Below are 24,786 nucleotides of genomic sequence, written 5' to 3'. Positions count from 1 at the left end.
GCCGCGTGTGCGATGCGAAAGGACAATGTCGCACCTTACCTCCCGATGGGGTCTGCCCCCGGCAGGAGCGGGCCGAGGGCCCAGTGGCGGTGCCTCCCTAGGATCCGCCGTTCCTGTTGAACGTGCAACGCCATGCGGGTATCGCTCCAGTGGCTGCGAGAGCTGGTGGGCGGCCCGGCGGCGACCTCCGCAGCCTGGCCCGCAACGGCAGAGCTGGCCGAGCGGCTCTCGATCGCGGGCTTCGAGGTGGAGGCGGTCGAGGACCTGGCAGCCCAGGCCGAGGGCGTGGTGGTGGGTCTGGTGCGGGATCGCAGCCCCCATCCCAACGCCGACAAGCTCAGCGTGTGCCAGGTGGATGTGGGCGCCGCCGAGACCCTTCAGATCGTCTGCGGTGCCGCCAACGTGCGCCAGGGCATCCATGTGCCGGTGGCCCTGGTGGGCACCCGCCTGCCGGCGGTGGATCTCACCATCAAGCCCGCCACGCTGCGGGGCGTGGCCAGCAGCGGCATGATCTGCTCCCTGGCCGAGCTGGGCCTTGAGGATGGCTCCAGCGGCATCGCGGTGCTGGAGGAGCTGCTGGAGCAGGTGCCCCCGATCGGCAGCCCCGTGGGTCCGAGCCTGGGCCTCGATGACACGGTGCTGGAGCTGGCCATCACCGCCAACCGGCCCGATGGCCTCTCGATGCAGGGCATGGCCAGGGAGGTGGCGGCACTGCTGGGGCTGGAGACGACCCTGCCCGCCGCGGCTCCGGGCTGCAGCGGCGAACCGCTGGCGGTGACGGCCGCCGATCGCCAGACCATCGAGCGCGGCGGCCTGTTCAGCCTCACGGCCCTGGAGGGCGTCAGCGTGGCCCCCTCGCCCCGCTGGCTGCAGCAGCGGCTGCAGAAGGCCGGCATCCGGCCGATCAACAACGTGGTGGACATCACCAATCTGGTGATGCTGGAAACCGGCCAGCCGCTCCATGCCTTTGATCGCGACCGGCTGGCGGCCCTGGAGGGGGGCAGCCCCGACCCCGCGGCGATCGGCCTGCGTCAGGGCCGCCAGGGCGAGAGCCTCACCACCCTGGACGGGGAGGAACGGCCCCTGGACGGGGAGGCCCTGGTGGTGACCTACCGGGACCGGCCCATCGCCCTGGCTGGGCTGATGGGGGGCAGCGGCGAAGCGGTGCAGGAGCACACCCGCAGCCTCTGGCTGGAGGCCGCGGTGTTCGCAGCCCAGGACGTGCGGCGCTCCGCCCGCAGCGTGGGGCTGCGCACCGAAGCCAGCAGCCGCTTCGAGAAGGGCCTCCCTGCCGAAACCACCCTGGCGGCGTGCGATCGGGCCTGCCAGCTCCTGGGCGAGCTGGCGGGGGCGCGCGTGCAGGGGCGCTGGGTGCACCAGCGGCCGGGCAGCCCCACCGCTCCCGTGCCGCTGCGCCGCGACGCCCTGCACAACATGCTCGGCCCGGTGCTGGGCGAGGACGGCCCGGAGGATCTGGACGACCGGCGGATCGTGCAGACCCTGGAGGCGCTGGGCTGTTCCCTCGAGGAGAGCGGGGAGGGCTGGCTGGTGCGGGTGCCGCCCGCCCGGGCCCTGGACCTGCAGCGCGAGGTGGATCTGATCGAGGAAGTGGCGCGGCTCGTGGGCTACGACCACTTCGCCTGCCACCTGCCTGACCCGATCGAGCCCGGCGGCCTCGACCCGGCCCAGAAGGCAGAGCGCCGCCTGCGGCAGGCGCTCTGCGCTGCCGGGCTGCAGGAGCTCTGCCATCTCTCGCTCGTGCCCGAGGGGGAGGCCCGGCTGCCCCTGGCCAATCCGCTGCTGGCCGATTACGGCCATCTGCGCGACGAGCTGCACAGCGAGCTGCTGGCGGCGGCGCGGCGCAACCTGCAATGCGGCCAACCCGGCTTCTGGGGCTTCGAGATCGGCGCGGTCTTCGATGGGCGTGGCGAACAGACCCAGCAGCTGGTGGGGGTGATCTGCGGGGAGCGTCGCTCCGAACGCTGGACCACCAGCGCCAAACCCCGTCTGCCCGACTACTTCACGGCCCGGGGGGTGCTCCAGCAGGGGCTGGCCGCGCTCCGGATCAGCAGCGAGGACCGGGTGCTCAGCGGCCACGCCCTGCTGCATCCCGGACGCAGCTGCCAGGTGGTGGTGGAGGGCAGGCCCGCGGGCTGGTTCGGCCAGCTCCATCCCGCCAGCGCCGAAGCCCAGGACCTTCCCGGCGCCACCTATCTGTTCCAGCTTGACCTGGCGCCGCTGCTCACCGCCGCCACCCGGCCGAACCGCTGGCAGCCCAGCTTCCGCAGCTTTCCCACCGTGCCGGCGGCGGAGCGGGATCTGGCCCTGGTGGTGCCGGCGAACACCCGGGCCGCCGACCTGCTGCAGGTGATCCGCAAGGCCGGCAAGCCCCTGCTGGAGCAGGTGGAGCTGGTGGATCGCTATGCGGGTGACCAGCTGGCTGAAGGGGAGTGCAGCCAGGCCTTCCGCCTGCGCTACCGCGATCCCGCCCGAACCCTCACCGACAGCGACCTGGAGGCGGTGGACGGCCGCATCCGCGCGGCCCTGGAGCAGCAGCTGGGAGCCCGGTTGCGCTGCTGAGTTGCGCTGCTGAGTTGCGCTGCTGAGTTGCGCTGTGGGGGTCACCCCCCGTGGCGCCGCAGCACTGCCAGTGTCTCCACGTGGCTGGTCTGGGGAAAGAAGTCCAGCGGCTGCACCGTGCTCACCCCATAGCCGCAGGAGCGGCAGAGCTGGCCGAGATCGCGGGCCAGGGTGGCCGGATCGCAGCTCAGGTAGAGGAGCAGGGGGGGGGGGACGCCTGCAGGGCCGCCAGGACCGCCCCATCGAGGCCCCGGCGGGGCGGATCGAGGAACAGCGCCTGGCAGCGGGGCAGCCAGGACGGCAGCAGCGTGCCCACCTCCCCCGCCTCGAAGCTGGCCACCGCGGCGAGGCCGTTCACCGCCGCGTTGAGAGCCGCCAGACGCACGGCCTCGGGGTTGCGCTCCAGCCCGTGCACCCGCCAGCCGGCCTGGGCCAGGGGCAGGCTGAAGGTGCCGATGCCGCAGTAGGCGTCCACCAGCAGTCCGGGGTTGACGCCCTCCAGCGCCTGCAGCAGCAGCGGGACGACCCGCTCGGCCTGGGGCGTGTTCACCTGGAAGAAGGTGTCGCTGGCGATGCGCAGCTCCAGACCGCAGAAGCGCTCGGCGAGCCAGCTGCGGCCGGCCACCAGCTCCGTCTCCGCACCGAGCAGGGTGTTGGTGGGCTGGGGTTGCAGATTCAGCGTCACCCCCACGAGCTGGGGCCAGCGCTGTTGCCAGCGCTCGGCCCAGCGGGGCAGCTGATCGAGGTCCGGATGGCTGCTCACCAGCGTGAGCAGCACCTCCCCGCTGTGGTGGCCGATCCGCAGCGCCAGGTGGCGCAGTCCGCCCGGGCCGGCCAGTTCCCGGTCCACGGGCCAGCCGCTGGTGTCCAGATCGGCCTTGAGCGGGGCGATCAGGGCGTCCAGGCGCGGATCCAGCACCGGACAACGGCTCATGTTGACGATGCGGTGGGTGCCGCGCCGGTAATAACCGGCCCGCAGGCGGCCGTCCGGGCGTCGCTCCAGCGGGATGATGGCGCGGTTGCGGTAGCCCAGGGCGGCAGGCGCCGTGATCACCGCGGCCACCGGGGTCGCCAGCCCGCCGATCCGCTCGAGGGCCTCCCGCACCCTCTGCTCCTTCCAGTGGGCCTGCTGGGCATCGACGAGATGCTGGAGGCTGCACCCGCCGCAGTGGTCGGCGAGGATGCAGGGCGGGCGGCGGCGGGCCGGCGAGACCGTGAGCACCTCCTCCAGGCTTGTCAGCCAGTGGCGCCGGGCACGGTGCACCAGCCGGACGGTGACCCGCTCACCGGGCAGGGCGCCGGGCACGAAGCAGGCCACGCCGTCGTGACGCCCCACCCCCTGTCCGTCATGGGAGAGACCATCGATGCGGATCTCCACCCGTTCTCCCACACGTTCCTGGCAACCGTCTGACCCTAGGCGTGCAAACGGGCGTTACACCTTGTCCGGCTACCGCAGGACAAGCCTGCAGAGTGGATACACTCGTGCCTGCGTCTGGTCGCTGCAATGAGCGTCGTTCGGGATCTGATCCTTCAGGCCGATGATCAGCTCCGCTACCCGAGCGGCGGTGAGCTCCGCTCGATGGTGGACTATCTCAGTGGGGGTGCCCAACGCCTCTTCGTGGTGCGGGTGCTCACCGACAACGAGAAGAAAATCGTCGATGAGGCAGCCAAGCAGCTGTTCAGCCGCAAGCCGGAGTACGTGGCCCCCGGCGGCAACGCCTACGGCCAGAAACAACGCGGCCAGTGCCTGCGCGATTACAGCTGGTACCTCAGGCTGGTCACCTACGGCGTGCTCGCCGGCAGCACCGAACAGATCCAGCAGATCGGCCTGGTGGGTGCCCGCGAGATGTACAACAGCCTCGGCGTGCCGATGCCGGGCATGGTGGAAGCGATGCGCACCCTGAAGGACGCCGCGCTGTCGCTGCTCGGCACGGAGGAAGCCGCCATGGCCGCACCCTATTTCGACTATCTGATCCAGGGGATGCAGACCCCCACCTGAAGTCCGCCGCCGGACGCACCCGTTCCACCCCCAGGCTGGCCATCGCCAGCCTGGGGGTTCTGGCATGGCAATGCACCGGGGTGGGATCCAGCGGCGTGGAGGATGCAGGGCGGCATGTGAGCGGTCGCGGTGAGGCTCGAATGCCTGCAGGCAGACCACGGCGCCAACGGAATTCGCACTGAGCCGATACGGCGTGATCCCGGAAGACTCATCGAAGTCCAACAGCTAGTCCACTTCTGATTCGCAACTGAGAACGGAGGGAGAGCTCACGACGTGACTGCATGGCACCCCTGACCGCCCGACTCCTGGTCGGCGCCTGAAGCCGGCCTGGTCAGGCGGGCGGGTGTTTGCCACCCCATAGCAACTGTCTCATTCAGGTCGCGTCATCAGACCTGGTTCTGGTCTTGGATGAGACTCTAGAGACGTGAGTGGAGCGGCCCTGCGCCGCGGCCAGGTGTTGTGGCAGAGGGCGACACGCTTCTTCGCCAGGACCGGAGAAACCAGGACCGCAGAACAGGGAGCCGCCGTGGCCGCCAGCGGCGGGACGGGGCTGCGTATCTGCATCAGACACAGGTACGCAGCCGAGCCCATCCCAGTTCCAGCAGCCTCTCTGAGGCCTTGTTCACGCCCTTGGACACGCCTGGCCGGAGGTGATTGGCCACCAGTCCTGCTCTCTGGAAGGGGCGTGGGGAGCAGTCGGCCAGGGGGTAGAACTCAACAACGCAGGGCAGAATCGCGAACAATTCATAGTCTTGCTGGTCGCGTTACGGTCTCAGTCCTGGTCTTATGAAGTGTCGAGCACGCGACCCCTGAGACGCGTCACTGCTGCCCCGCAGGGCTCCCCATTGCAGCCCTTCCCGCCGTGCGGCGCGGACACCCTCCACGGCGCCACAACACGGCAATCGCAAGGGAGGCGGGAGACCTTCGGATATCCCAGAGGTCTCATCCGGGACTATTTCCAGGACCTGGAAAGGGTCCTGTTCGACAGGGGTGAGACAGGCCTGTTCGGCGTCTCCTGCTTCAGGGTGTGCGGTAGAGCTCCTTGAGCAACTGATAGGCCTCATTGAGGCGGCGCATCGCCTCCTCGGAGCCGCCGGCATCGGGATGGTGGGCCAGGGCCATCTCCCTGTAGGCCTCACGGATCTGCGGCAGGGTGAGACGCTGACCGGGATCGGTGGGAAGCTCCAGCAGCTTCAGGGCACCGTGAAGGGTCATCGTGTGCTCCAGCGTCTGGAACGTGGCACCTGGTCGGCGCCGGCGGAAGCGGTGAACGAAGCGCCGGATCAAGGTGGGGATCCGAAGCTCAAGCGTGGCACTGCTGAACGGATCCTCCAGAACCCCTGCCGTCACCATCACCCGGCCGAACGAGGGGGGCAGGTCGGGCCAGTCAGGGGTCAGCTGGCGCATCACGGCGCTGGCCAGCGACCAGGTGAACGGTCGGCCCTCGCTCTGATCACTCTGGGGCCACACGTCCTGGGCCATCCACAGCATGGCCGCCTCCAGCACCGCCGGGTTGGCCGGTTGCCCGTAGAGCTCATGCCAGTGGGCCTCAGCCTTGGCCAGAGCACTGGCGATCCTCGCGGCCGGCACCTGGGGAAGCGGCTCCAGACTGCTGGAGGCCTCCGCCGCCGTGGGGTGAAGACTGCGGCGCAACTGGTCCGTGCGGCGTTGCACGAAGCCCGGCAGATCGATGCCGCGGCTGGGGGCCCCACGGCCCGGCGGATCAGCCGAGCTGGCCGTCGCGGCACCGGACTGAGCCTGCTCTCCATCTCCGCTCGGCATCGGTGCATCGAGCACCAGATCGCCTGCCGTGCTGCCCAGGCGCAGCACGAGTGCGCCGCGCTCATCAAAACCGCTGTCCAGAGCGCTCGGCGATTCGGCTGACGGGTCGTTGGTTGAAAGGCCGTTGGGGAGTGGGTCGTTGGGGGATGGAGGATCCGAGGGTGCCACCGCCGCCGCAGCGGCCGACGGACTCCGGCCCTGCGCTGCCTCCCGGGCAGGCGAATGGATGCCCTGCGGATCGAGGCTCTGTGGATCGAGGCTCTGTGGATCGAAGCTCGCGATGCAGTCGCTGGGACCTTCCTCGTCGGTCGCCAGCAGGCTCTGCAGCAGCCGTTCCACGATGGCGCCGCGGCTGCGACAGCCGAACTCCCCCTTGAGCGCATCGATGCGGCTGATCAGCTCCTCGGGCAGCCGCAGGCTGATCTGGCGACGGTCGTCCTGCTCCTGCTCAGCCACTGTTCAAGGAAGGGTCCGCCGTGGTCACGTGCTCAAGGCCCCATCAGCTCGCGCAAGGCACGCCGCTGCGCCTCGAGAGCCTCCTGATAGCGATCGAGCAGGGCCGGACTCACCGGTGTGGCCGTGGGCGCAGGCGGCCGGGCCCGGGTCGCCGGGCCCGGCGTGGCGGCGTTGGTGGGGGGAAGGGTGCGGGGCAGCGGCGCTGCCGGCATGGCCGCAGCAGCCGCAGGTGCCGGCGCCGGTCTGGGGGCCGCTGGCCGGGGGGCCGCCGGCTGGGCCGCTCCCGGCTGGGCCGCCGCAGCGGCGGCTTGGCGTTGCTGCTCCTCCTCCCGGGCCTGGACCATGGCCAGCTGGGTGGCCGGCACCACGCTGAGCAGATGGCCCGGGGTGGCGTCGGCGGGATAGACCACACTCACACGCACGGGATTGCTGACGCCCGGCCGCAGATTGAGGCTGGTGAGGGAAAGGCTCTGGCCGGAACGCAGGCCGACGTGCACCTCCTGCAGGCCTTCGGCGGTGCGGATCTGAATGGAGCCACGAAAGGCTGTGAAGGGGTTCAGCCCCGCCACGGTGGGGTGGCTCATCACCAGCTCGTAGGGACCTGAGCCGTAGAGATTCAGATCGACGTCGAAGCGAACGCCATAGGTGCCGACGTTGTCGAGGGAGGAATCGATCATGCGGCTGGCCAGGGGATTCACCTGGATGTCCTTGGTGCCGAAGTGATGGCGCACCGTGCTGGTGAGCGGCACATGCAGGGCACCCTCCCGGTTGAGGTCATGCTTGATCGCGGCGGTGTACTCGTCGCCGAGGGCCACTCCCCCCACCCGCGAGAACACGCGGCGGTTGTTGATGGCGGCCACCTGGTTGAGATACACGCGACCGGGAGCCAGGCGTCGCTGGTCGAGTACCGCCACCAGATCGGCATCGCTGTAGGGATTGCTGGCGGCCACCACCGCCATCTGGAACGGGCCGGTGCTCCGCCCGCGCAGCAGGGCATTGGCGATGCCGAGGGCCGGGAGCTGGGTGCGGAACAGCACCACCCGGCTGCGCGGCGGGATGGTGATCTGGTCAGTGAGCCGCCGATCCAGGTTGCCTCGCAGCATCTGGACGGCCGTGGCATCCCCAGGACCGGTGTTCCAGGGACGCACCCCCAGGGGCTTGACGCCCATCAGATGGTTGGCGAGGTAGGGAGCCTCGAAGCTGTTGCGCACCGCTCCTCGCTCGAACTGGATCTGAACCGGTCGCTGCCCGGGATTGATCAGGATCAGCCCGAGCGTGAGTTCGGTGCGCCGCTCTCCGGGGCGGATCTGGCTGCGGTAGGTGGGGAAATACTTGTGGTGCATGTGCAGGCCGAATTCACCGTTGAACGTGAATTCGGCATTGCGCAGCGCCCGACCGTCCTCGGCCGCGTAGGACACGCCCGGCTCGGTGGTGATCAGGATGCCGGGTCCTTCCACTTCCTCGGGCTGGTTGGAATGGAGCACCGGCACCTTGTTGAAGGTGCCGTTGAGGGGGCGCGCCCGCTGACCCGCCATCAGCGCCACCGCTGCCTGGGCCGGCTGCACCGGACAGGACGCCACGGCCACGGCGGCGACGATGGCCACTGGCACCAGGCCTGCGGTGAAGGGGCACAGCCGGGAGGCAACCAACGGTCTCAAACTTCTTCGGGGGTGAAAGAACTGAGCAGCGTGGATCTGCGATGGGGGGTAGCGGCCTGATCGGCACGGAGCAGGGCCGGCCGTCGGTGCCTCCGGACCCCCGGATGCCGGGAACCAGGCGAGGGCTGGTGGCGAGGGACCATGCCGGAACAGCAGACCCATCTCCTGATGGGGCAACCCTACCGGAAGCGTCGGTGCTCAACGGTGAGGTGAGGGGCTGGCCTGGGCTGGCGGGCTGGGCTGGGCTGGGCTGGGCTGCCCCAGCCTCTCGCTGGAGGGAATGGGGTCGCTAGAAACGTAGCGACGTCGGATTCCCCCCATGTTCCCTCCCTTTGGCTGCTGCACCGACGCCGACGGCGGCCACGCGTCCCACCGCCGGTACCAGGAACGCAAGCTGCGCATGCTGCGCTTCTGGCGCGATGGGGTGGAGCGTCAGCTGGCCGCGCTGACGGCAGCGATCAGCACCCTGGAGCAACAGATGCAGCGGGACGTAACCCCGGCTCAGGACTGACCAGACAGTCACGCAGCAGCCCCAGGGCACGGCGCAGGCGGCGCTGCACCGTCATCGGGCTCACCTGCAGCCAGGCAGCTGTGCGGCGGTAGCTCCAGCCGGCCAGGATCACCCGCTCCACCACCAGCCGCAGGGGCTCTTCAAGCCCGGCCAGCAGGACCGAAGCGGCGGCCGTGCCGTCTGCCGAACCTGCATCGGAAGCCTGGGGCTCCAGCGCGGTGGAGGGCTGCTCGGAGCCGTCATCCAGCCAGGCTTCGAGCGACTGGACCCGCACCAGCTGCTCCGCCGCCTGCAGCAGGGTCCACTGGCCCTGGTCAAGGCCCAGCTGGTCCCGCAGTTCCTGCTCGGTGGCAGGCCGATGGTGGCTGGCCAGCCAGGTGCTGCGCAGGCGCGCCAGCTGGAGCCTTTGCTCATCCAGCCGCCGTGGCAGCCGGATCGGCAGAGCCACGTCCCGCAGGTAGTGCAGCAGGGCGCCGCGCACATGGGGCCGGGCAAAGGCCTCGAACGGGGTGGTGGTGGCCGGTCGGTAGAGCTCAGCGGCCCGCAGCAGGCCGAGCAGACCCACCTGGATGAGATCGTCCAGGGGTTCGGCGCAGCGACGGTGGTAGTGGAGAGCGATCGGCCGCACCAGGGACCTGTACTGCTCGACCCGCCGGTTGCGGGCCTGAACGGAAGTGGAGGGGCGAAGGGAGGAGGGGGTCGACATGGGGCGAGCCATAGCAGGAGATGTAGGGAGTTGCCCTGGGGCAGCTCTCCATCCAGCCACGCCGATCCGGCGGCCATTCCGCAACGGTGGAAGCACGGATCGAGGCGGGATCCGGCTGCCGAGCCTCAGCGCGGTGCGGCCACGCGACGCAACAGCTCCCAGGGGCCATGGCGCTCGAGCCAGCCGCTGTCGGAGCGGTCCGTGGCCAGCAGGTAGCCGCCGAAACCGAGGGCATTCACGCTGTAGCCGGCACAGTGCTCCTGCTCACGCCGCACGGTGATGAACCAGTCGTCGTCGAACAGCAGGTTGTAGGGGTGATGGGGCCTGGAGTCGGAGCGCGGATCCCCCAGCTCCAGGTCCCTGGCCTGGCGCAGGTAGAGCTGCTCCAGCTCGAGCGGATCGTCGGCGGAGCGGCGGGCGGCGATGGCATACCGCCAGGGCCAGCCGGGGGCGTTCCCCGCGATCTCCCGCAGGAAGTGTGCCGCCAGCGGACAGCTCGGTTCATCGGCACGGCGCGGCAACAGCTGGAGGTGGCGATGGGGCTGGCTGGCGCCGGCGGCCGCACAGCTGTTGAAGAACCAGAAGCCACCGGTGTCGCGGGCGAGGTGGGCCACCGCGCTCCAGTCCGCCGCCGTGATCCACCCCGTCTGGGGCTGCCAGTCCTGGGTGATCAGCAGCAGGTGGGCCGGCTGCACGGGAAACTTGTTGAGCAGCACCACGTGGCTGCGGCCCAGGCGCTCGAGTTCGAGGGCCGGCTCCCAGGGAAGGAAGGGGTTGGGCCGGGGGCCTCCGCCCCGCAGATGCTTGGGGGTACGGCTCAGGAGCCGTCGCAGCACGAACGGATGCAGCCTGGGGTCGTCCACCAGCTCCGTGCGCAGGGGCACCAGATCACCACTGGCCCGGGCGGCTTCCGACAGCTCCAGGGCTCCCTGCCAGAGACGTTCAGCCCGCACCGGCCTTGAGCCGCGCCAGGGAGGCGCCCTGGTAGTACTGGCCCAGGATCTGGTTGTAGCGGTACCCCTGCTGGGCCAGGTCCTGGGCTCCGTGCTGGCTCATGCTGGCGCCGAGGTGTCCGTGGGCCTCCAGGCTGATCTGCCGGTTGGCGGCATAGAGACTCTCCACGATCGCCCCCTGGTAGCTGAGGATCAGCCCGGCCGTGGAGACGGTGGCCTGGCGCGTGCGCTCCGAAACGCTGGTGAGGCCGCGGTAGGCCTGCCAGCGGGTGGTGTCGCCCAGGTGCCAGTGGCGGTTGGCCGGCCGGGCCATGTGGGCCAGGGCGTAGGAGCGGGCTGCCACCGCCTGGGCACGCAGGGCCTCCATCGACCAGCTGCTGGGCATCTCCGCGCCGACCACCGAGCTGATGTAGGTCTCGAGGCCCACGTGATTGACCAGGCGCAGTGCTCCCCCCTCCTGAATCAGCCGGATCCGGCCGGCATAGGGCTGGCCATCCACCAGCAGCGCCGGGCCCGTGGTCTGCAACCAGGCTTCCGGCACCTGCGCCAGTCCCCCGGCCAGTGCAACCGGGTCTCCGGCCCCCCCCTGCTGCAGCAGCTGGCCGTCACGGGTGAGCAGCTGCCAGGGGCCCTGGGCGGACAGCCGCGGGCTCGAGCCCGCCCGCAGCAGGGCCACCCTGATCTCCAGGTCGATCGGTGCAGCGGCCTCTGGCACGGCCAGTCCCAGGGACGGTGCCTGGGGGGCGGAGGCCGGATCGACCCGCCGGGCTTCCAGATGGCGCAACTGGTCGGCCGCCGCCACCGTGTCCCTGGGGGGAGGGGGCACGGCCATCAGGGTGTCGAGCAGTGCCCCCTGCACGGCGTCCTGGTTGCGGGGGGCCAGGGTCTGGGCAGCGAAGCCGGTGGCCACGGCCACCAGCGCCATCGGCATGGCCAGCAGGAACTGACGGGTGAAGGGGCTGCGCAGCCTCAGGCCCAGAGGCGATCCCAGCCAGGCCCAGTCGGGGCGTCGGAGTCGAGATGCAGATGTCCGTCCCACAGCAGATGGCCCGTTCCGGTCAGGCGGATCATGCCTGAAACCGCGTGTTCGCACACCATCCCACCGGGACGCGGCGACCACTGCCAGCCCGCCAGGCAGGTGCTTCTGAAGCGCTGGAGCCACCTGGGGGCCACCAGGGCATGGGCCGACCCGGTCACCGGATCCTCGTCGATGCCCGGTCCCGGAGCCAGAACACGCAGCTGATGGCGGCAGCGGCGCTGCGGCCAAGGGAGCGTCCGCCGGCAGAAGCACCACGCAGCCTCCGAGCGGGGATGTCCAGTGGCCCGCCGCCCTGGTGGAGAGGAGCGGGGTGAGCCCCGCGCTGGGCAGCACAATCGCGCCGGCCTTCCCGCCGCCGCTCCCCAGCAATGTGGCAGCGATCACGCCGCAGGGACTCCCGAAGTCCAGCAGGGCCGCCAGGGTGCCGTGGCCGCAGAGGGGCACCTCACCGGTGGGGGTGAATCAGCGCTGGCCCCACCGGCCGCGCCGGGCCGTGAACGCTTCGATGCGCACCGCCGGCACGTTCATGGCTGCGGCAGTGGCGGGGTGTGCTGCTCCGGTCTGAGCTCCCTCTCCATCAGGCCCCAGGCGGCATCCACGGGGCTGAGACGTCCGTCGAGCAGGGCCACCACCTGGGCACAGATCGGCAGCCTCCAGCCATGGCGCTGCGCCAGCACCAGGGCGGCCCTGGAGGTGCGCAGCCCCTCCACCGTGGCACCGATGCTGCGTTCCGCCTCGGCAGGGGAATGGCCCTGGGCCAGCAGGCGCCCGCAGCGGTAGTTGCGACTCAGTTCGCTGGTGGCGGTGGCCAGCAGATCTCCAAGCCCGGCCAGCCCATAGAGGGTGGCGGACAGTCCACCCAGCCCCTCCACCACCACACCGATCTCCGCCAGGCCGCGGGTGAGGAGGGAGGCCCGGGCGTTGGCCCCCAGGGCGAGGCCATCGGCGATCCCAGCCGCCAGGGCCATCACGTTCTTCAGGGCCCCCGCTGCCTCGGTGCCCAGGGGGTCGCTGTTGGTGTAGAGGCGCAGATTGCTGCCACTGAGGGCCCGCTGCAGACGCAGCGCAGCGGCGGCGTCCTCGCTGGCCAGCACGCTGGCTGCCGGCAGCCCCTGGCGAAGTTCGGCGGCCAGATTCGGCCCGCTGAGCACCACCAGGGGGATTCCCTCAGGCAGATGGCGTCGCCAGAGCTGGCAGGGGGTGGCCAGCAGGTCGAGGTCGATGCCCTTGGTGCAGCTGAGCAGGGGAGTTCCGCGGCACCAGGCCGGACCCAGACGCTGGGCCAGGCTTTCCACCCCGGCCATGGCGACGGCGACGGCCACCACGTCGACCCCGTGGATCAGGGCATCGGGGGAGGCTCCGTCCCGCCGCGACCAGCTGCGAACGGTATGGCCCTGGCGCTGCCACAGCTCCGCCAGCGTCTGCCCCCAGGCCCCGCGGCCGAGCACGGCAATGCGAAGGGGCATGGTCGGAACCGGACGGACCAGGGATCGGCCTTGCCATCATGCCCCCGCCTGAACCTCCCCCCATGACCGCGACGCACCCTCCCCTGTCCAGCTGGCAGGGAAGGGCCCTAGTGGTGGGCAGCGGTGGCATCGGTGCTGGGCTGCTGCGGGCCCTGAGCACACGGGCTCCCGCGCTGGAGCTGGTGGCCACGACGCGGCGGCAGCCACCCCCCGGCGAGGAGGTGCGCTGGCTCAGGCTGGATGTGACCTGCGACACCAGTCTTGACAGGCTGGGCCGTGAGCTGGCCCAGGGGCCCCCTCTGCGGCTGGTGATCAACACCGTGGGGCTGCTGCACGGGCCGGAGCTTCAACCCGAAAAGCGGCTGGCCCAGCTGCGCCGCAGCGCCCTGGAGCGCAGTTTCGCCGTGAATGCCTTTGCCCCTGTGCTGCTGGCGCAGGCGCTGGAGGCCGCCCTCTCCCGCCAGAGCCCCTTCCACTTCGCCAGCCTCTCGGCCCGGGTGGGCAGCATCGGCGACAACGGCCTGGGGGGCTGGTACAGCTACCGGGCGGCCAAGGCGGCCCAGAACCAGTTGCTTCGCACCCTGGCCCTGGAGTGGCGCCGCCGTTATCCCCTGGCCTGCGTCAGCCTGCTGCATCCCGGCACCACGGCCACGGCCCTCTCGGCACCGTTCCAGGCCAACGTGCCTGCCGGCAGTCTGTTCAGCCCCGGGCGGGCCGCCCATCACCTTCTGGATGTGCTCGAGGGCCTGGGACCCGAGCAGAGCGGCGGCTTCTGGGCCTGGAATGGCGAGAGGATCCCCTGGTAGGCCCGGCAAGGGCTGGCATCCGGCTCAGGCCTGGTGCTGGCGGAGCAGGTCCAGGGGGATCACCTCCAGGGTGCTGGCTTCGGTGGCCTGCAGCCGCACCGGTGGGGCCATGCCGTCTTCGTAGGCCTCCAGCCAGCGCGGCGCGCACACGCACCAGTGGTCGCCGGGCCTGAGCCCGGGGAACCCGAACTGGGGTGCCGGGGTGCTGAGGTCGTTGCCCTGGGCACGGCTGTAGGTGAGGAAGGCCTCGTTCACCACGCAACACACGGTGTGACGACCGAGGTCGGCGCCGTTGGTGCGGCAGGTACCGTCCCGGAACCAGCCGGTCAGCGGCTCGCAGCTGCACGATTCCAGGGGCTCACCCAGCACGTTGAGGGCCTGGGTCGGAGCCTGACTGGTCTGGGTCACGTCGTCCACATGCGCGGCCACCACAGTCTGGCGAATGTGACGGACTGCGCGTCATCCCCCTGAAGTTGGCCCAGGTGGTTGACGGAATCCGGGGGGGAGGCGTTAAAGGTCGTTGACCGCGTTCCACCCGTCGTTCGACGCGCCAACCCCTCCATGAGCTGGGAATTCACCGAAGACGCGGCCTTCCTGGCCCTCTGTGATGCTTACAAGGAAAGCGGTGAACCGTCTGCCGTGGAGTTCCTGGCCCACGGGGAAGGAGCCTTTCACTACCAGGAGCTCACCCAGAACGCCGCCGGCGAGGGCCTTGATCTGAGCGACTCCTCCGATCTGGAGGAGTTCCAGCAGGACGTGATCGATGCGCTCGAGGAGATGTGCAGCTGACACGCAGCTGAGATGAACCGGGCTCAGCCGTAGAAGAAGGCGATCTCCCTGGGCTTGAGGCCCTCCCAGCCCGCGGCCTTCAGGCGTGCATCCAGGGTCTGCTGGTCCAGGTGCTTCGATCCGGTCTTCACCACCCTGTTGCGCATGGATTTGGTCACGCCGGAACGGGCCCGGTGGCTCTCCAGCTCCATCACCTCGTTGTAGAGGGCCAGCATGGGCTCCGGGATCGGTGAGCCGTCCAGGTCCACACCGGCTCTGATCGCGGCATCCACACCATCAGGTCCAGCGATCACCATGGGGCTCCGGGCGGCAGCGATCACCACGCTAGGCCCCGCAGAACCTGATTCCGTCCCCCGATTCAGGCGCTGAAGTAGCGCGCCTTGCTGTGCAGGGCCACCAGGGCTGTGGTGCTCTGCTCCGGCTCCAGCTGGTCGCTGGCATCCATCCGCAGGCCGATGCGCTCGGCACCGAGCCAGGTGAGCTGCTGGCGCGAGTCGGCCACGTTGGGGCAGGCGGGGTAGCCGAAGGAGTAGCGGCTGCCGCGGTAGCGCTGGGCCAGCACATCGCGCAGGGCCGCGGGCTCCTGGTCGCCGAAACCCAGTTCCCGCCGGATGCGGGCATGGGTCCATTCGGCCAGGGCCTCGGCCATCTGCACCGCCAGACCGTGGAAGTAGAGGTAGTCGGTGTACTGGTCGGCGGCGAAGAGCTGTTGGGCGAAGCGGGTGGCCTGCTCGCCCATGGTCACCGCCTGCATCGGCATCACATCGGTGGGCAGCGGCTCGCCCTCAGCGCCGGTGGCCAGGTCGCGGTAGAAGTCGGCGATGCAGTAGCGGTTGCCGGCCCGCTGCCGGGGCAGAACGAAGCGGCCCAGCGGCTTCTGCCGCCGCTCCGGGTCGAACACCACCACGGCGTTGCCCTCGCGGCCGCAGGGGAAGTAGCCGTAGGCCACCCGCGGCGTGAGCAGCCCCTCGGCCAGGCAGCGGCGCATCCACCCCTGCAGCACGGGCTCGGCCTTCTCGGCCAGCATCGCCTCATAGGCCTCCCGGCTCTGCTGCTGGCTCTTGCGCAGCTGCCACTGGCCGGCGAAGAGGGCGTTGCGATCGAGGTAGGTGAACACCTCCTCCAGTGGGATCTCGGCCTCGGTGAGCACCCGGCTGCCCCAGAAGGGCGGCTCCAGCGCCGGTTCCTCGGGCACGGCCTCGGAGCGGTGGTCGCTGGCCGGAAGCGGTTCGGCCGACTGCGGCGGCCCGTCCGCCGGGACCGATGGGTCGGAGGCGTCATCGTCGCCGGCGGCCGTGGGGCGGCTCTGGCCCAGCTCCAGGCCCTCGGGGACGCCGTGGACGAAGCCCTGCAGGTCGTCCCAGCCCTCGGCGGCCTTGGCCTCCATCAGGGCGTCCATGAAGCGCAGGTCGGCGAAGGCGTCACGGCCGTACACCACCTGGCCCCGGTAGGCGGCGCGGCAGTCGCCGTGCACGAAGCGGGGGGTGAGGGCCGCACCGCCGAGGATCACCGGCACCGTGATGCCGGCCTCGTTGAAGGCCTCCAGGTTGTCCTTCATGAAGGCGGTGGACTTCACCAGCAGCCCGCTCATGGCGATGCAGTCGGCCTGGTGCTGCTGCTGGGCCTCGATGATCGCCTCGCAGCTCTGTTTGATGCCGAGGTTGATCACCTCATAGCCGTTGTTGGTGAGGATGATGTCCACGAGATTCTTGCCGATGTCGTGCACATCGCCCTTCACGGTGGCGATCAGGAACTTGCCCTTGCTGCTGCTCTCCCCTTCCACGCGCTCCATGTGGGGTTCGAGCCTGGCCACCGCCGCCTTCATCGTTTCGGCGCTCTGCAGCACGAAGGGCAGCTGCATCTGCCCGGAGCCGAACAGCTCTCCCACCACCTTCATGCCATCCAGCAGGAAGGTGTTGATGATGTGCAGGGCCGGATAGCGCTGCAGGGCCTCCTCCAGGGCCGTTTCCAGGCCAATGCGTTCGCCGTCGATGATGTGCTGCCTGAGCCGCTCCTCCACCGGCAGATCGGCCAGGGAGGGGCCCGAGGCGCGCGCCTCCTTGGCACTCACGCCCTCGAACAGGGTGGTGAGGGCCGTGAGCGGGTCATAGGTGCAGATGGCCCCGGGCTGCTCACTCTCGAAGCGGCGCCGGTCGTAGATCAGATCCCGGCAGATCTGCTGGTGGTCCTCGCTGATCTTGGCCAGCGGCAGGATCTTGGCGGGGCTCACGATCGCCGCGTCCATGCCCGCCTGGCAGCAGTCGTGCAGGAACACCGAATTGAGCACGATGCGGGCCGCCGGTGAGAGGCCGAAGCTCACATTGCTCACCCCGAGCACCACGTGGACCCCCGGCAGATTCTCCCGGATCAGCCGGATCGCCTCCACCGTGGCGAGGCCGTTTTCCCGGTCTTCCTCGATGCCGGTGGAGATGGGCAGGGCCAGGGGGTCGTAGAAGATCTCGTGGGCCGGGATGCCGAACTCCACGGCATCGCGGTAGGCGCGCTGGGCGATGGCGAACTTGCGCTCCGCCGTGCGGGCCATGCCCTCCTCATCGATGGTGCCCACCACCACACCAGCCCCGTAGGCCCGGGCCAGCTCCAGCACCTTGAAGAAGCGCTCGTCGCCGTCTTCGTAGTTGGTGGAGTTGAGGATGCACTTGCCGCCGGCCACCTTGAGGCCGGCCTCCATCTTCTGCCACTCGGTGGAATCGAGCATCAGCGGCAGGTTCACGTTGGTCACGAGCCGGCTCACCAGCTCGTGCATGTCGCGCTCACCGTCGCGCCCGACGTAGTCGACATTCACATCGAGCACGTGGGCGTTCTCCTTCACCTGGCCGCGTGCAATCGCCACCAGGCCGTCCCAGTCGTCTTCGGCGAGCAGTTCCCGCACCTTCTTCGAACCGCTGGCATTGAGCCGCTCGCCGATGATCAGGAAGGAATTGTCCTGGTGGTAAGGCGTGGTGCCGTAGATCGAGGCTGCCGCAGGTTCCACCTGCAGCAGGGGGCGCGCCTGCCGGGTTTCGGGGGTGCGCACCGGACGGGGGGCCGGCTCCAGCTCCGCCGCCAACTCCGCCAGGGCACCGATGTGGGCCGACGTGGTGCCGCAGCAGCCGCCGATCACCTGCACGCCGAGATCTTCGACGAAGTGCATCAGCTGCATCTTCATCTCCAGCGGCGTGAGCCGGTAGTGGGCCACGCCGCCGATGTTCTCGGGCAGGCCGGCATTGGGGATGCAGCTCACCACAAACGGACTGTGCTCGCTCAGATACCGGATGTGCTCCTTCATCTGCTCCGGCCCGGTGGCGCAGTTGAGGCCGAGCACATCGATCGGGAACGGCTCCAGGATCGCCACCACGGCGGCGATGTCCGAGCCCACCAGCATCGTGCCGGTGGTCTCCATGGTCACGCTCACCATCAGCGGCCGGCGCTGGCCGGTGGCGCTGAAGGCCGCTTCGATCCCCTGCAGCGCCGCCTTGATCTGCAGCACGTCCTGGCAGGTCTCCACGATGAAGAGGTCCACATCGCCGGCCAGCAGCCCCTCGGCCTGCTCCTGGAAGGAGGCCTTCATCGCGTCGAAGTCCACATGGCCCAGGGTGGGCAGCTTGGTGGTGGGCCCCATGGAGCCGGCCACGAACCGCGGCTTCTCCGGTGTGCTGTAGGCGTCGGCCATCTGCCGGGCCAGCTCGGCGGCCCGCCTGTTGAGCGCGAAGGCCTGGTCGGCGATGTCATATTCGGCCAGCACCAGGGAGGTGGCGCCGAAGGTGTCGGTCTCGATCACATCGGCGCCCACCTCCAGGAACTGGCGGTGCACCGCCTGCACGGCGTCGGGACGGGTGACCACCAGGTATTCGTTGCAGCCCTCCAGGGCGGCACCACCGAAGTCCTCGGCGGTGAGGTTCATCTGCTGCAGGGATGTGCCCGTGGCCCCGTCGAACACCAGCACCGGGCGCTCGGGCGCGTGCAGGCGCTCGAGGAATCCCACCCGTTGGAGACAGGTTCCGGAATGGCCGGGGGCGGGCCTGGACGGCGTGGGCGTGCTGAGGGGCTGGGTGGTGGTCATCGGGGCGGGTTCAGCTGTCGATGCGGATCCGCGTCACCCAGTGGTCATAGGCGTGATCGCGGCCTTCCGTGATCAGGGTGAGGCGTTCGCGCAGCCGTTCCATCACGGGACGCTCCGCCGGCAGGTCGGTGGTCTCCACCCGGCGCACCGGCGTCACCTTGGCGGCGGTGCCGCTGAGGAACACCTCGTCGGCGATGAACAGCTCGCTCTTGTCCACGGCCCGCTCGATCACCTCCAGGCCCATGGTCCGGGCCAGCTCGATCACGCTGGCCCGGGTGATGCCCTCGAGGATGTCCTGATCCACGCCGGGGGTGATCAGCTGGCCGTCGCGCACGATGAAGAGATTCATGCCGCTGGCCTCGCTCACCTTGCCGCGGCTGTTCATCAGGATCGCCTCCTCGAAGCCGCTCTTCACCGCCTCGGTCTTGGCCAGGGAGCTGGTGATGTAGGCGCCGCTGATCTTGCCGCGCAGGGGCAGGGAGCGGTCTTCCTGGCGGGTCCAGGAGCTGATGCGGCAGCTCACCCCGTCCGGCGAGAGGTAGTCGCCGAGTTCGAGGCCGTAGATGAGGAAGTTGGTCTCGATGTTGTGCAGGCGCGGGGCGATGCCCAGGTCGCTGGTGTACACGAAGGGCCGCAGATACACCGGACAGGTGGGCTGGTTCGCCACCAGGAAGGCCTGGATCGCCGCGTGGATGGTGTCCTCCGGCAGGTCGGTGAGCAGCAGGCGGGCGCTCTGGCTGAGCCTTCGGGCGTGGCGGTCGGCCCGGAACAGCAGGATCTCCTTGGGGTCAGCAGGATTGGGCAGGGCCCGCATGCCCCCGAAAGCGCCGGTGCCGTAGTGCAGGGCATGGGTCGCCACCGAGAGGGTGGCGTCCTCGAAGCGCACGACCTTGCCATCGAACCAGGCGTAGGGCAGGAACTGGTGCATGGGGGCGTGGGAATCGGCGAAGCCTGGCGTGCCCCGATCTTCTCACTGCAGCCAGCAGGATGGGGGGATGCACAGGCTGGCGGCACTACCGGGGGGATCGGACCAGGCAGACAGGGGGGCCTACGTGGAGCAGCCACCGGCACCGGTGCTGCTGCTCACCAGCGCCGACACCGACCTGGTGAGCGTGGACCGGGTGCTGAGCGAGGACCCCGGCCTGCTGGAGGTGGAGTTGCGGGGCCTCAACCTGGCCGCCCTGGCCCATCCGGCCGTGATCGACCACTACATCGTCACCACGGTGCGGCAGGCCCGGCTGGTGGTGGTGCGGCTGCTCGGGGGCCGCGGGCACTGGAGCTACGGACTGGATCAGCTGGCCTTGTGGGCGCAGCAGGAGGGCCGGGCTCTGGTGGTGCTGGCCGGTACCCCGGAGGATGAGGAGGTGCTGGCCCGCTGCGGCACGGCGGATCCGGCCCTGGCCCTGGCCCTGGGCCGCTGCCTGCGGGAGGGCGGCAGCGCCAATGTGCGGGCGGCGCTGGCTGCCCTGGGGCAGCTTCTGCGGGGAGAGGACGCGCCGCCGCCTGCCGTGCAGCCGCTCCCGGATCCGGCCCCCCATGACTGGCGCCAGGAGCCCGGCCCCCGGGTGGGGGTGATCGCCTACCGCGCCCTGCTGCAGGCCGGCGATCTGGCCCTGATGGAGGCCGCCCTGGGGGCATTGCGGGGCCGGGGGCTGTGCCCGCGGGCGCTCTGGGTGAGCGGCCTGCGGGATCCGGCCGTGCAGCGGGGTGTGGCCGACCTGCTGCGGCGGGAGGGGGTGGCGGCGGTGCTCTGCAGCACTTCGTTCGCCTCGGTGCAGTTCGAGGAGGCCGGGCTGGGGGCGCCCCTGTGGGAGGCCCTGGATGTGCCGGTGCTGCAGCTGCTCTGCAGCAGCCAACCCCGAACGGCGTGGGAAGCCAGCAGCATCGGCCTGGCCCCCACCGATCTCACCCTGCAGGTGGCCCTGCCGGAACTGGATGGGCGCATCACCACCCGGGTGGGGGCCTTCAAGCAGACGCGCCAGGCCAGTGATCGCCTCGCCTCGGCGCTGCAGGGCTATGACCCCGATGCCGAGCGGCTCGACTGGATCGCGGAGCTCACGGCCCGCTGGGTGGCGCTGGGGCGCACGCCGGCCCCGCGGCGGCGCGTGGCCCTGGTGCTGGCCAACTACCCCGTGCGCAACAGCCGTCTGGCCAATGGGGTCGGACTGGACACGCCGGCCTCCACGGCCCTGATGCTGCACTGGCTGCAGCAGGCCGGCTACGACCTGGGGCCGGGAGAGCTCCCGGCCGATGGCGATGCCCTGATCGCCCTGCTGCTGGCGGGCCAGACCAACGACCCGGAGAGCGGCCACCGGCCCGCCGTGGATCACCTGGACCTCGGCACCTACCGCGCCTGGTACGCCAGCCTGCCCCTGGAGGGCCAGCAGCGCCTGGAGGCGGTGTGGGGGCCGCCCGAGCGGGATGGGGGGCTGGTGCCGGGCCGTGGCGGAACGCCGGCCTTCCCGGTCCGGGGCCTGCGGTTCAACCATCTGGTGGTGCTGATCCAGCCCGAGCGGGGCTACGACCGCGACCCGAGCCTCAGCTACCACAGCCCCGATCTGCCGCCCACCCACGCCTACCTGGCCCAGTACCTGTGGCTGCGCCGGAGCTTCGGCGCCCAGGTGGTGGTGCACGTGGGCAAGCACGGCAACCTCGAATGGCTGCCGGGCAAGGGTCTGGGCCTCTCGGATCAGTGCTACCCGGAGTGGGCCCTGGGGCCCATGCCCCACCTCTACCCCTTCATCGTGAACGACCCCGGCGAGGGCTCCCAGGCCAAGCGCCGCAGCCAGGCGGTGATCCTCGATCACCTCACCCCGCCGCTGGGACGGGCCGGTCTGCACGGAGATCTGCAGCGCCTGGAGGGGCTGCTCGATGAGTACTGGGAGGCCTGCCAGCTCGGCAGCGCCCGGGCCGAGGGCCTGCGCAGCACCCTGCGGGAGCGGCTCCAGGCCCTGGAGCTTCCCCTGGCGGCGGTTGACGCCGACCTCGATGCCCGCCTGGATGCCGCCGACGGCTATCTGTGCGAGCTCAAGGAGGCCCAGATCCGCCTGGGGCTCCACACCTACGGCCGCCTGCCGCAGGCCGAGCGGCTGGCGGAACTGCTGCTCTGCCTGGCCCGGCCACCCCAGGCCGGGGTGGCGGGTCTGACGCAGGCCCTCGCCCGCGACCGGGGGCTGGGCTTCGATCCCTGGAGTGATGCCGAGGAACAGCCGCTGGACGCCCATGACCGGGAGCGCCTCAAGGCCGGCGCTGACCTGGCCGCCGGTGTGCTGCGCACGGCGGGCGATGGCGCCGCCCTGCTGGAGCAGCAGGCCCTGCAACTCTGCCGCCAGGCCCTGAGCCCGGGGGGCATGCAGCCGGGCGCGCACGGCCCAGCCACGCGGGCCAGCCTGCAACACCTGCAGCAGCAGCTGGTGCCCCGCCTGCTGGGCTGCGGTACGGCGGAACAGCAGGCCTTCCTGCGGGGGCTGGAGGGCCGCCGCATCGCCGCCGGCCCCGCCGGTGCCCCCACCCGGGGCCGGCCCGATCTGCTGCCCACCGGCCGCAATTTCTATGCGGTGGACCTGCGGGGGCTGCCCACCGAGGCCGCCTGGGACCTGGGCCGCCGCAGCGCCGAGCTGCTGCTGGAGCTCCATCTGCAGGAGGAGGGGGAACACCTGCGCCAGCTCGCCCTTTCGGTATGGGGCACCAGCACGATGCGCAACGGCGGCGAGGACATCGCCCAGGCCCTGGCCCTGCTGGGGGTGCGGCCGGTGTGGGATGGGCCAACGCGCCGGATGGTGGATCTGGAACTGATCCCGCTCAGCCTGCTGGGCCGGCCCCGGGTGGATGTGACCCTGCGCATCTCCGGCCTGTTCCGCGATGCCTTCCCCCAGCTGGTGGGCTGGATGCACCGGGCCACCGCCCTGGTGGCCGGCCTGGAGGAGGACGACGCCGACAACCCCCTGGCGGCGGCCGCACGGCGGGAAGGGCACTGCGCCCGCGTCTACGGATCGGCACCCGGCGCCTACGGGGCCGGCCTGCAGGGCCTGATCGACAGCGGCCAGTGGGAGGAGCGGCGGGATCTGGGCGAGGCCTTCCTGACCTGGAGCAGCTGGCGCTACGCCCCCGACGGCGACGGCCAAGGAAGCGCAGCCGCCATCGAGGCGCGCGCGGATCGGGCAGGACTGGAGCAGCGGCTGCGCAGCGTGCAGGTGGTGCTGCACAACCAGGACAACCGCGAGCACGACCTGCTCGACTCCGACGATTACTACCAGTTCCAGGGGGGCCTGAGCGCGGCGGCCGAACGGCTGCAGGGCCGGCGGCCCGCCCTTTGGTTCGGCGACCACTCCCGCAGCAGCCGGCCGCGGCTGCACCGGATCGAGAAGGAGTTCGACAAGGTGCTCCGCAGCCGGGTGCTCAACCCCCGCTGGATCCGGGCGATGCAGGAGCACGGCTACAAGGGCGGCTTCGAGATGGCCGCCACCCTCGACTACCTGTTCGCCTACGACGCCAGCACCGGCCGCATGCCGGCCTGGAGCTACGGCGCCGTGTGGGAACACTGGCTGGCTGATCCCGAGGTGCGGGGGTTCCTGGAGCGTCGCAACCCATGGGCACTGCGCGACATGGGCGAACGGCTGCTGGAGGCCCACCACCGCGGCCTCTGGAGCAGGGCCGGCGCCGAGCAGATCAGCCACCTGGAGAAGCTGGTGCTCGACACCGAAAGTCTGATCGAACAGCAGCCCTGAGCCGCCGGCTCAGCTGTTGAGCTCCTTCACCATCTGGCGGAAGGGATCGATGGCCCCGGGCTTGGCGGTGCTCTGCTGGGTGATCTGGGGCTGGGAGGTCTGGCCCGCAGCGGCCTGCTCCTGTTCCTTCTTGAGGGCGGCGGGGCCACCGGGCACATTCACGCCCAGGGCGGAACCGCGCTTGCGCTGCTCCAGCTGCGCTGGGGACATCTGCTGGGCAAAGGTCTTCTTCACCGGCTTGGGGATGCCGCCGGTGAGGTTCACATCCGCCTCGCCACGGCTGGCGCCGGGCAGGCCATCCGACATCTTCTCGAGCTTGGCCTCCATGGACGACACCTCGGCCACCATCTCCTTGTTGCCGGGGTTGTCGGCCGTGCCGGGGAAGGTGTGGCGGATCGTGTTCGACCGCTTCATCAGGTTCACATCGCCGAGGCTGCTGGCGGCATCGGCATCCAGGAAGACGGCCTCCGTCTTCTTGCGGGGCTGGGGCTTGGCGGCGGGGGCGCTGCTGGCGCCGGAGCCGGAGGAGAACAGGCGATCAAACAGACCCATCGACGGCCAAGGGGAAAGCGTCAGCAAACCCTAGCGGCCGCGGAGGTTCACCCCATGGGTATCCGTACCACAACTCATCAAAAGGCGACGTTGCTCCAGATCCCTGGCGATCGCCTCGCACACCAGCGGCGTGGGCGACCAGACCGCCTGGAGGTCGTAGTCGTACCAGGCCTCGGCTCCGTCGAAGCCGAGGTCGGCGGCCGCCGCCAGCAGCTGGGGGAAGGGGCGGCGGTAACGGGCCGGATGGGCCAGCAGAGCCAGACCTCCGGCGGCATGGATGGCCTGCACCACCGCCCCGGCCCGCAGGGCCGGCCCCACCACGGCCCTGCCCTGCAGGTAGGGGTCCAGGGACGGGTGCTCCGCTGCGAAACCGAGGGCCAGCACATGCACCAGACACCCCTCCAGCAGACAGCTGATCTCCACACCCCGCCACAGGGTCGGAACCGCCTGCCCCCACGCCGAGGCGGCCTCGAACACCGCGGCGATCGGCGCATGGGCCTGCAGGGCGTGGTGATCGGTCACGGCGAGGTGATCGAGACCGATCGCCAGAGCCTGATGGGCCAGGGCCTCCGGGGTGAGGCTGCCATCGCTGCAGACCGTGTGGCAGTGGAAGTTGAACCGGGTGGGACAACTGGCCGGTTCCACCTCCGCCAGCACGGCGGCCAGGGGATGGGAAGCCCGGGGGGAGACGGAGACGGCCAT

The 24,786-nt window shown here is 70.4% G+C and carries 19 protein-coding genes; 6 read left to right on the top strand and 13 right to left on the bottom strand.

Annotated features, from left to right (window positions below):
• Positions 1 to 132: 132 nt before the first annotated feature.
• Positions 133 to 2,580, top strand: coding sequence for a phenylalanine--tRNA ligase subunit beta (pheT, locus tag CBM981_RS02575; RefSeq protein WP_087067133.1), 2,448 nt, complete (start codon positions 133 to 135; stop codon positions 2,578 to 2,580).
• 187 nt (positions 2,581 to 2,767) lie between these two features.
• Here pheT and rlmD read toward each other — a convergent pair whose 3' ends face one another.
• A complete protein-coding gene (gene rlmD / locus CBM981_RS02570; protein ID WP_255376838.1) occupies positions 2,768 to 3,958 on the bottom strand; it encodes a 23S rRNA (uracil(1939)-C(5))-methyltransferase RlmD in 1,191 nt (396 codons plus the stop codon).
• A 126-nt stretch (positions 3,959 to 4,084) separates the two neighbouring features.
• Between rlmD and apcD the strand changes: the two genes are divergently transcribed.
• Complete coding sequence (apcD, locus tag CBM981_RS02565; RefSeq protein ID WP_087067132.1) at positions 4,085 to 4,579, top strand: allophycocyanin subunit alpha-B; 495 nt, start codon at positions 4,085 to 4,087, stop codon at positions 4,577 to 4,579.
• A 1,020-nt stretch (positions 4,580 to 5,599) separates the two neighbouring features.
• On the opposite strand, the gene CBM981_RS02560 is transcribed toward apcD, so the two are convergent.
• The gene (locus CBM981_RS02560; RefSeq protein WP_087067131.1) at positions 5,600 to 6,817 is read right to left on the bottom strand and encodes a DnaJ domain-containing protein; all 1,218 of its coding nucleotides are present in this window, start codon (positions 6,815 to 6,817) and stop codon (positions 5,600 to 5,602) included.
• Between the two features lie 32 nt (positions 6,818 to 6,849).
• Positions 6,850 to 8,352 (bottom strand): DUF3370 family protein, encoded by a 1,503-nt coding sequence (locus tag CBM981_RS02555; RefSeq protein ID WP_087069135.1) that lies wholly within the window; start codon positions 8,350 to 8,352, stop codon positions 6,850 to 6,852.
• Between the two features lie 442 nt (positions 8,353 to 8,794).
• On the opposite strand from CBM981_RS02555, the gene CBM981_RS02550 reads away from it, so the two are divergent.
• Positions 8,795 to 8,986 (top strand): sigma factor SigF, encoded by a 192-nt coding sequence (locus tag CBM981_RS02550; RefSeq protein ID WP_087067130.1) that lies wholly within the window; start codon positions 8,795 to 8,797, stop codon positions 8,984 to 8,986.
• Here the strand turns inward: CBM981_RS02550 and CBM981_RS02545 are convergent.
• From CBM981_RS02545 to CBM981_RS02525, 4 genes are all read right to left on the bottom strand, one after another.
• The gene (locus tag CBM981_RS02545; protein ID WP_157665311.1) at positions 8,934 to 9,692 is read right to left on the bottom strand and encodes a sigma-70 family RNA polymerase sigma factor; all 759 of its coding nucleotides are present in this window, start codon (positions 9,690 to 9,692) and stop codon (positions 8,934 to 8,936) included. The two genes, CBM981_RS02550 and CBM981_RS02545, sit on opposite strands and share 53 nt — an antisense overlap.
• A 125-nt stretch (positions 9,693 to 9,817) precedes the next feature.
• On the bottom strand, positions 9,818 to 10,645 hold the full coding sequence (locus tag CBM981_RS02540; RefSeq protein ID WP_087067128.1) for a DUF4922 domain-containing protein: 828 nt from the start codon (positions 10,643 to 10,645) through the stop codon (positions 9,818 to 9,820).
• Entirely contained in the window at positions 10,635 to 11,576 is a 942-nt protein-coding gene (locus CBM981_RS02535) for a SpoIID/LytB domain-containing protein (protein ID WP_369801664.1), read from the bottom strand. The genes CBM981_RS02540 and CBM981_RS02535 overlap by 11 nt, the downstream gene beginning before the upstream one ends.
• Before the next feature lie 632 nt (positions 11,577 to 12,208).
• Positions 12,209 to 13,150, bottom strand: coding sequence for an NAD(P)H-dependent glycerol-3-phosphate dehydrogenase (locus CBM981_RS02525; protein WP_087067126.1), 942 nt, complete (start codon positions 13,148 to 13,150; stop codon positions 12,209 to 12,211).
• Between the two features lie 62 nt (positions 13,151 to 13,212).
• Between CBM981_RS02525 and CBM981_RS02520 the strand changes: the two genes are divergently transcribed.
• Positions 13,213 to 13,956 carry an SDR family NAD(P)-dependent oxidoreductase gene (locus tag CBM981_RS02520; protein WP_087067125.1) on the top strand — a complete coding sequence of 248 codons (744 nt, stop codon included), beginning with the start codon at positions 13,213 to 13,215 and terminating at the stop codon, positions 13,954 to 13,956.
• Between the two features lie 24 nt (positions 13,957 to 13,980).
• Here CBM981_RS02520 and CBM981_RS02515 read toward each other — a convergent pair whose 3' ends face one another.
• Positions 13,981 to 14,385 (bottom strand): DUF2237 family protein, encoded by a 405-nt coding sequence (locus tag CBM981_RS02515; protein ID WP_225867491.1) that lies wholly within the window; start codon positions 14,383 to 14,385, stop codon positions 13,981 to 13,983.
• Between the two features lie 132 nt (positions 14,386 to 14,517).
• On the opposite strand from CBM981_RS02515, the gene CBM981_RS02510 reads away from it, so the two are divergent.
• Positions 14,518 to 14,745: a hypothetical protein gene (locus CBM981_RS02510; protein WP_087067124.1), complete on the top strand. Its 228-nt coding sequence runs from the start codon at positions 14,518 to 14,520 to the stop codon at positions 14,743 to 14,745.
• Between the two features lie 23 nt (positions 14,746 to 14,768).
• On the opposite strand, the gene CBM981_RS02505 is transcribed toward CBM981_RS02510, so the two are convergent.
• The 3 genes from CBM981_RS02505 to CBM981_RS02495 all read right to left on the bottom strand — a co-directional run bounded on the left by CBM981_RS02505 (position 14,769) and on the right by CBM981_RS02495 (position 19,733).
• Positions 14,769 to 15,041: a DUF4090 family protein gene (locus tag CBM981_RS02505; protein ID WP_087067123.1), complete on the bottom strand. Its 273-nt coding sequence runs from the start codon at positions 15,039 to 15,041 to the stop codon at positions 14,769 to 14,771.
• Between the two features lie 62 nt (positions 15,042 to 15,103).
• A complete protein-coding gene (metH, locus tag CBM981_RS02500; RefSeq protein WP_225867490.1) occupies positions 15,104 to 18,805 on the bottom strand; it encodes a methionine synthase in 3,702 nt (1,233 codons plus the stop codon).
• Between the two features lie 10 nt (positions 18,806 to 18,815).
• Complete coding sequence (locus CBM981_RS02495; protein ID WP_087067122.1) at positions 18,816 to 19,733, bottom strand: branched-chain amino acid transaminase; 918 nt, start codon at positions 19,731 to 19,733, stop codon at positions 18,816 to 18,818.
• A gap of 67 nt (positions 19,734 to 19,800) precedes the next feature.
• On the opposite strand from CBM981_RS02495, the gene cobN reads away from it, so the two are divergent.
• Positions 19,801 to 23,532: a cobaltochelatase subunit CobN gene (gene cobN / locus CBM981_RS02490; RefSeq protein WP_087067121.1), complete on the top strand. Its 3,732-nt coding sequence runs from the start codon at positions 19,801 to 19,803 to the stop codon at positions 23,530 to 23,532.
• Positions 23,533 to 23,541: 9 nt separating this feature from the next.
• Here the strand turns inward: cobN and CBM981_RS02485 are convergent, their stop codons facing one another.
• Positions 23,542 to 24,084 carry a hypothetical protein gene (locus CBM981_RS02485; RefSeq protein ID WP_087067120.1) on the bottom strand — a complete coding sequence of 181 codons (543 nt, stop codon included), beginning with the start codon at positions 24,082 to 24,084 and terminating at the stop codon, positions 23,542 to 23,544.
• A 30-nt stretch (positions 24,085 to 24,114) separates the two neighbouring features.
• A complete protein-coding gene (locus tag CBM981_RS02480) occupies positions 24,115 to 24,786 on the bottom strand; it encodes a PHP domain-containing protein (RefSeq protein ID WP_087067119.1) in 672 nt (223 codons plus the stop codon).

This window comes from Cyanobium sp. NIES-981, assembly GCF_900088535.1.
Classification (GTDB): domain Bacteria; phylum Cyanobacteriota; class Cyanobacteriia; order PCC-6307; family Cyanobiaceae; genus NIES-981.
Note: the sequence above shows the minus strand (reverse complement) of the source record. Positions and strands in the feature narration are given on the sequence as shown.

Excerpts from the sequence above, each read along its gene's own strand:
- pheT (WP_087067133.1), top strand. The coding sequence starts at position 133 with ATGCGGGTATCGCTCCAGTGGCTGCGAGAGCTGGTGGGCGGCCCGGCG.
- apcD (WP_087067132.1), top strand. The coding sequence starts at position 4,085 with ATGAGCGTCGTTCGGGATCTGATCCTTCAGGCCGATGATCAGCTCCGC.
- CBM981_RS02555 (WP_087069135.1), bottom strand. The coding sequence starts at position 8,352 with ATGGCGGGTCAGCGGGCGCGCCCCCTCAACGGCACCTTCAACAAGGTG.
- CBM981_RS02550 (WP_087067130.1), top strand. The coding sequence starts at position 8,795 with ATGTTCCCTCCCTTTGGCTGCTGCACCGACGCCGACGGCGGCCACGCG.
- CBM981_RS02545 (WP_157665311.1), bottom strand. The coding sequence starts at position 9,692 with ATGTCGACCCCCTCCTCCCTTCGCCCCTCCACTTCCGTTCAGGCCCGC.
- CBM981_RS02535 (WP_369801664.1), bottom strand. The coding sequence starts at position 11,576 with ATGCCGATGGCGCTGGTGGCCGTGGCCACCGGCTTCGCTGCCCAGACC.
- CBM981_RS02525 (WP_087067126.1), bottom strand. The coding sequence starts at position 13,150 with ATGCCCCTTCGCATTGCCGTGCTCGGCCGCGGGGCCTGGGGGCAGACG.
- CBM981_RS02520 (WP_087067125.1), top strand. The coding sequence starts at position 13,213 with ATGACCGCGACGCACCCTCCCCTGTCCAGCTGGCAGGGAAGGGCCCTA.
- CBM981_RS02510 (WP_087067124.1), top strand. The coding sequence starts at position 14,518 with ATGAGCTGGGAATTCACCGAAGACGCGGCCTTCCTGGCCCTCTGTGAT.
- CBM981_RS02505 (WP_087067123.1), bottom strand. The coding sequence starts at position 15,041 with ATGGTGATCGCTGGACCTGATGGTGTGGATGCCGCGATCAGAGCCGGT.
- metH (WP_225867490.1), bottom strand. The coding sequence starts at position 18,805 with ATGACCACCACCCAGCCCCTCAGCACGCCCACGCCGTCCAGGCCCGCC.
- CBM981_RS02495 (WP_087067122.1), bottom strand. The coding sequence starts at position 19,733 with ATGCACCAGTTCCTGCCCTACGCCTGGTTCGATGGCAAGGTCGTGCGC.
- cobN (WP_087067121.1), top strand. The coding sequence starts at position 19,801 with ATGCACAGGCTGGCGGCACTACCGGGGGGATCGGACCAGGCAGACAGG.
- CBM981_RS02485 (WP_087067120.1), bottom strand. The coding sequence starts at position 24,084 with ATGGGTCTGTTTGATCGCCTGTTCTCCTCCGGCTCCGGCGCCAGCAGC.
- CBM981_RS02480 (WP_087067119.1), bottom strand. The coding sequence starts at position 24,786 with ATGGCCGTCTCCGTCTCCCCCCGGGCTTCCCATCCCCTGGCCGCCGTG.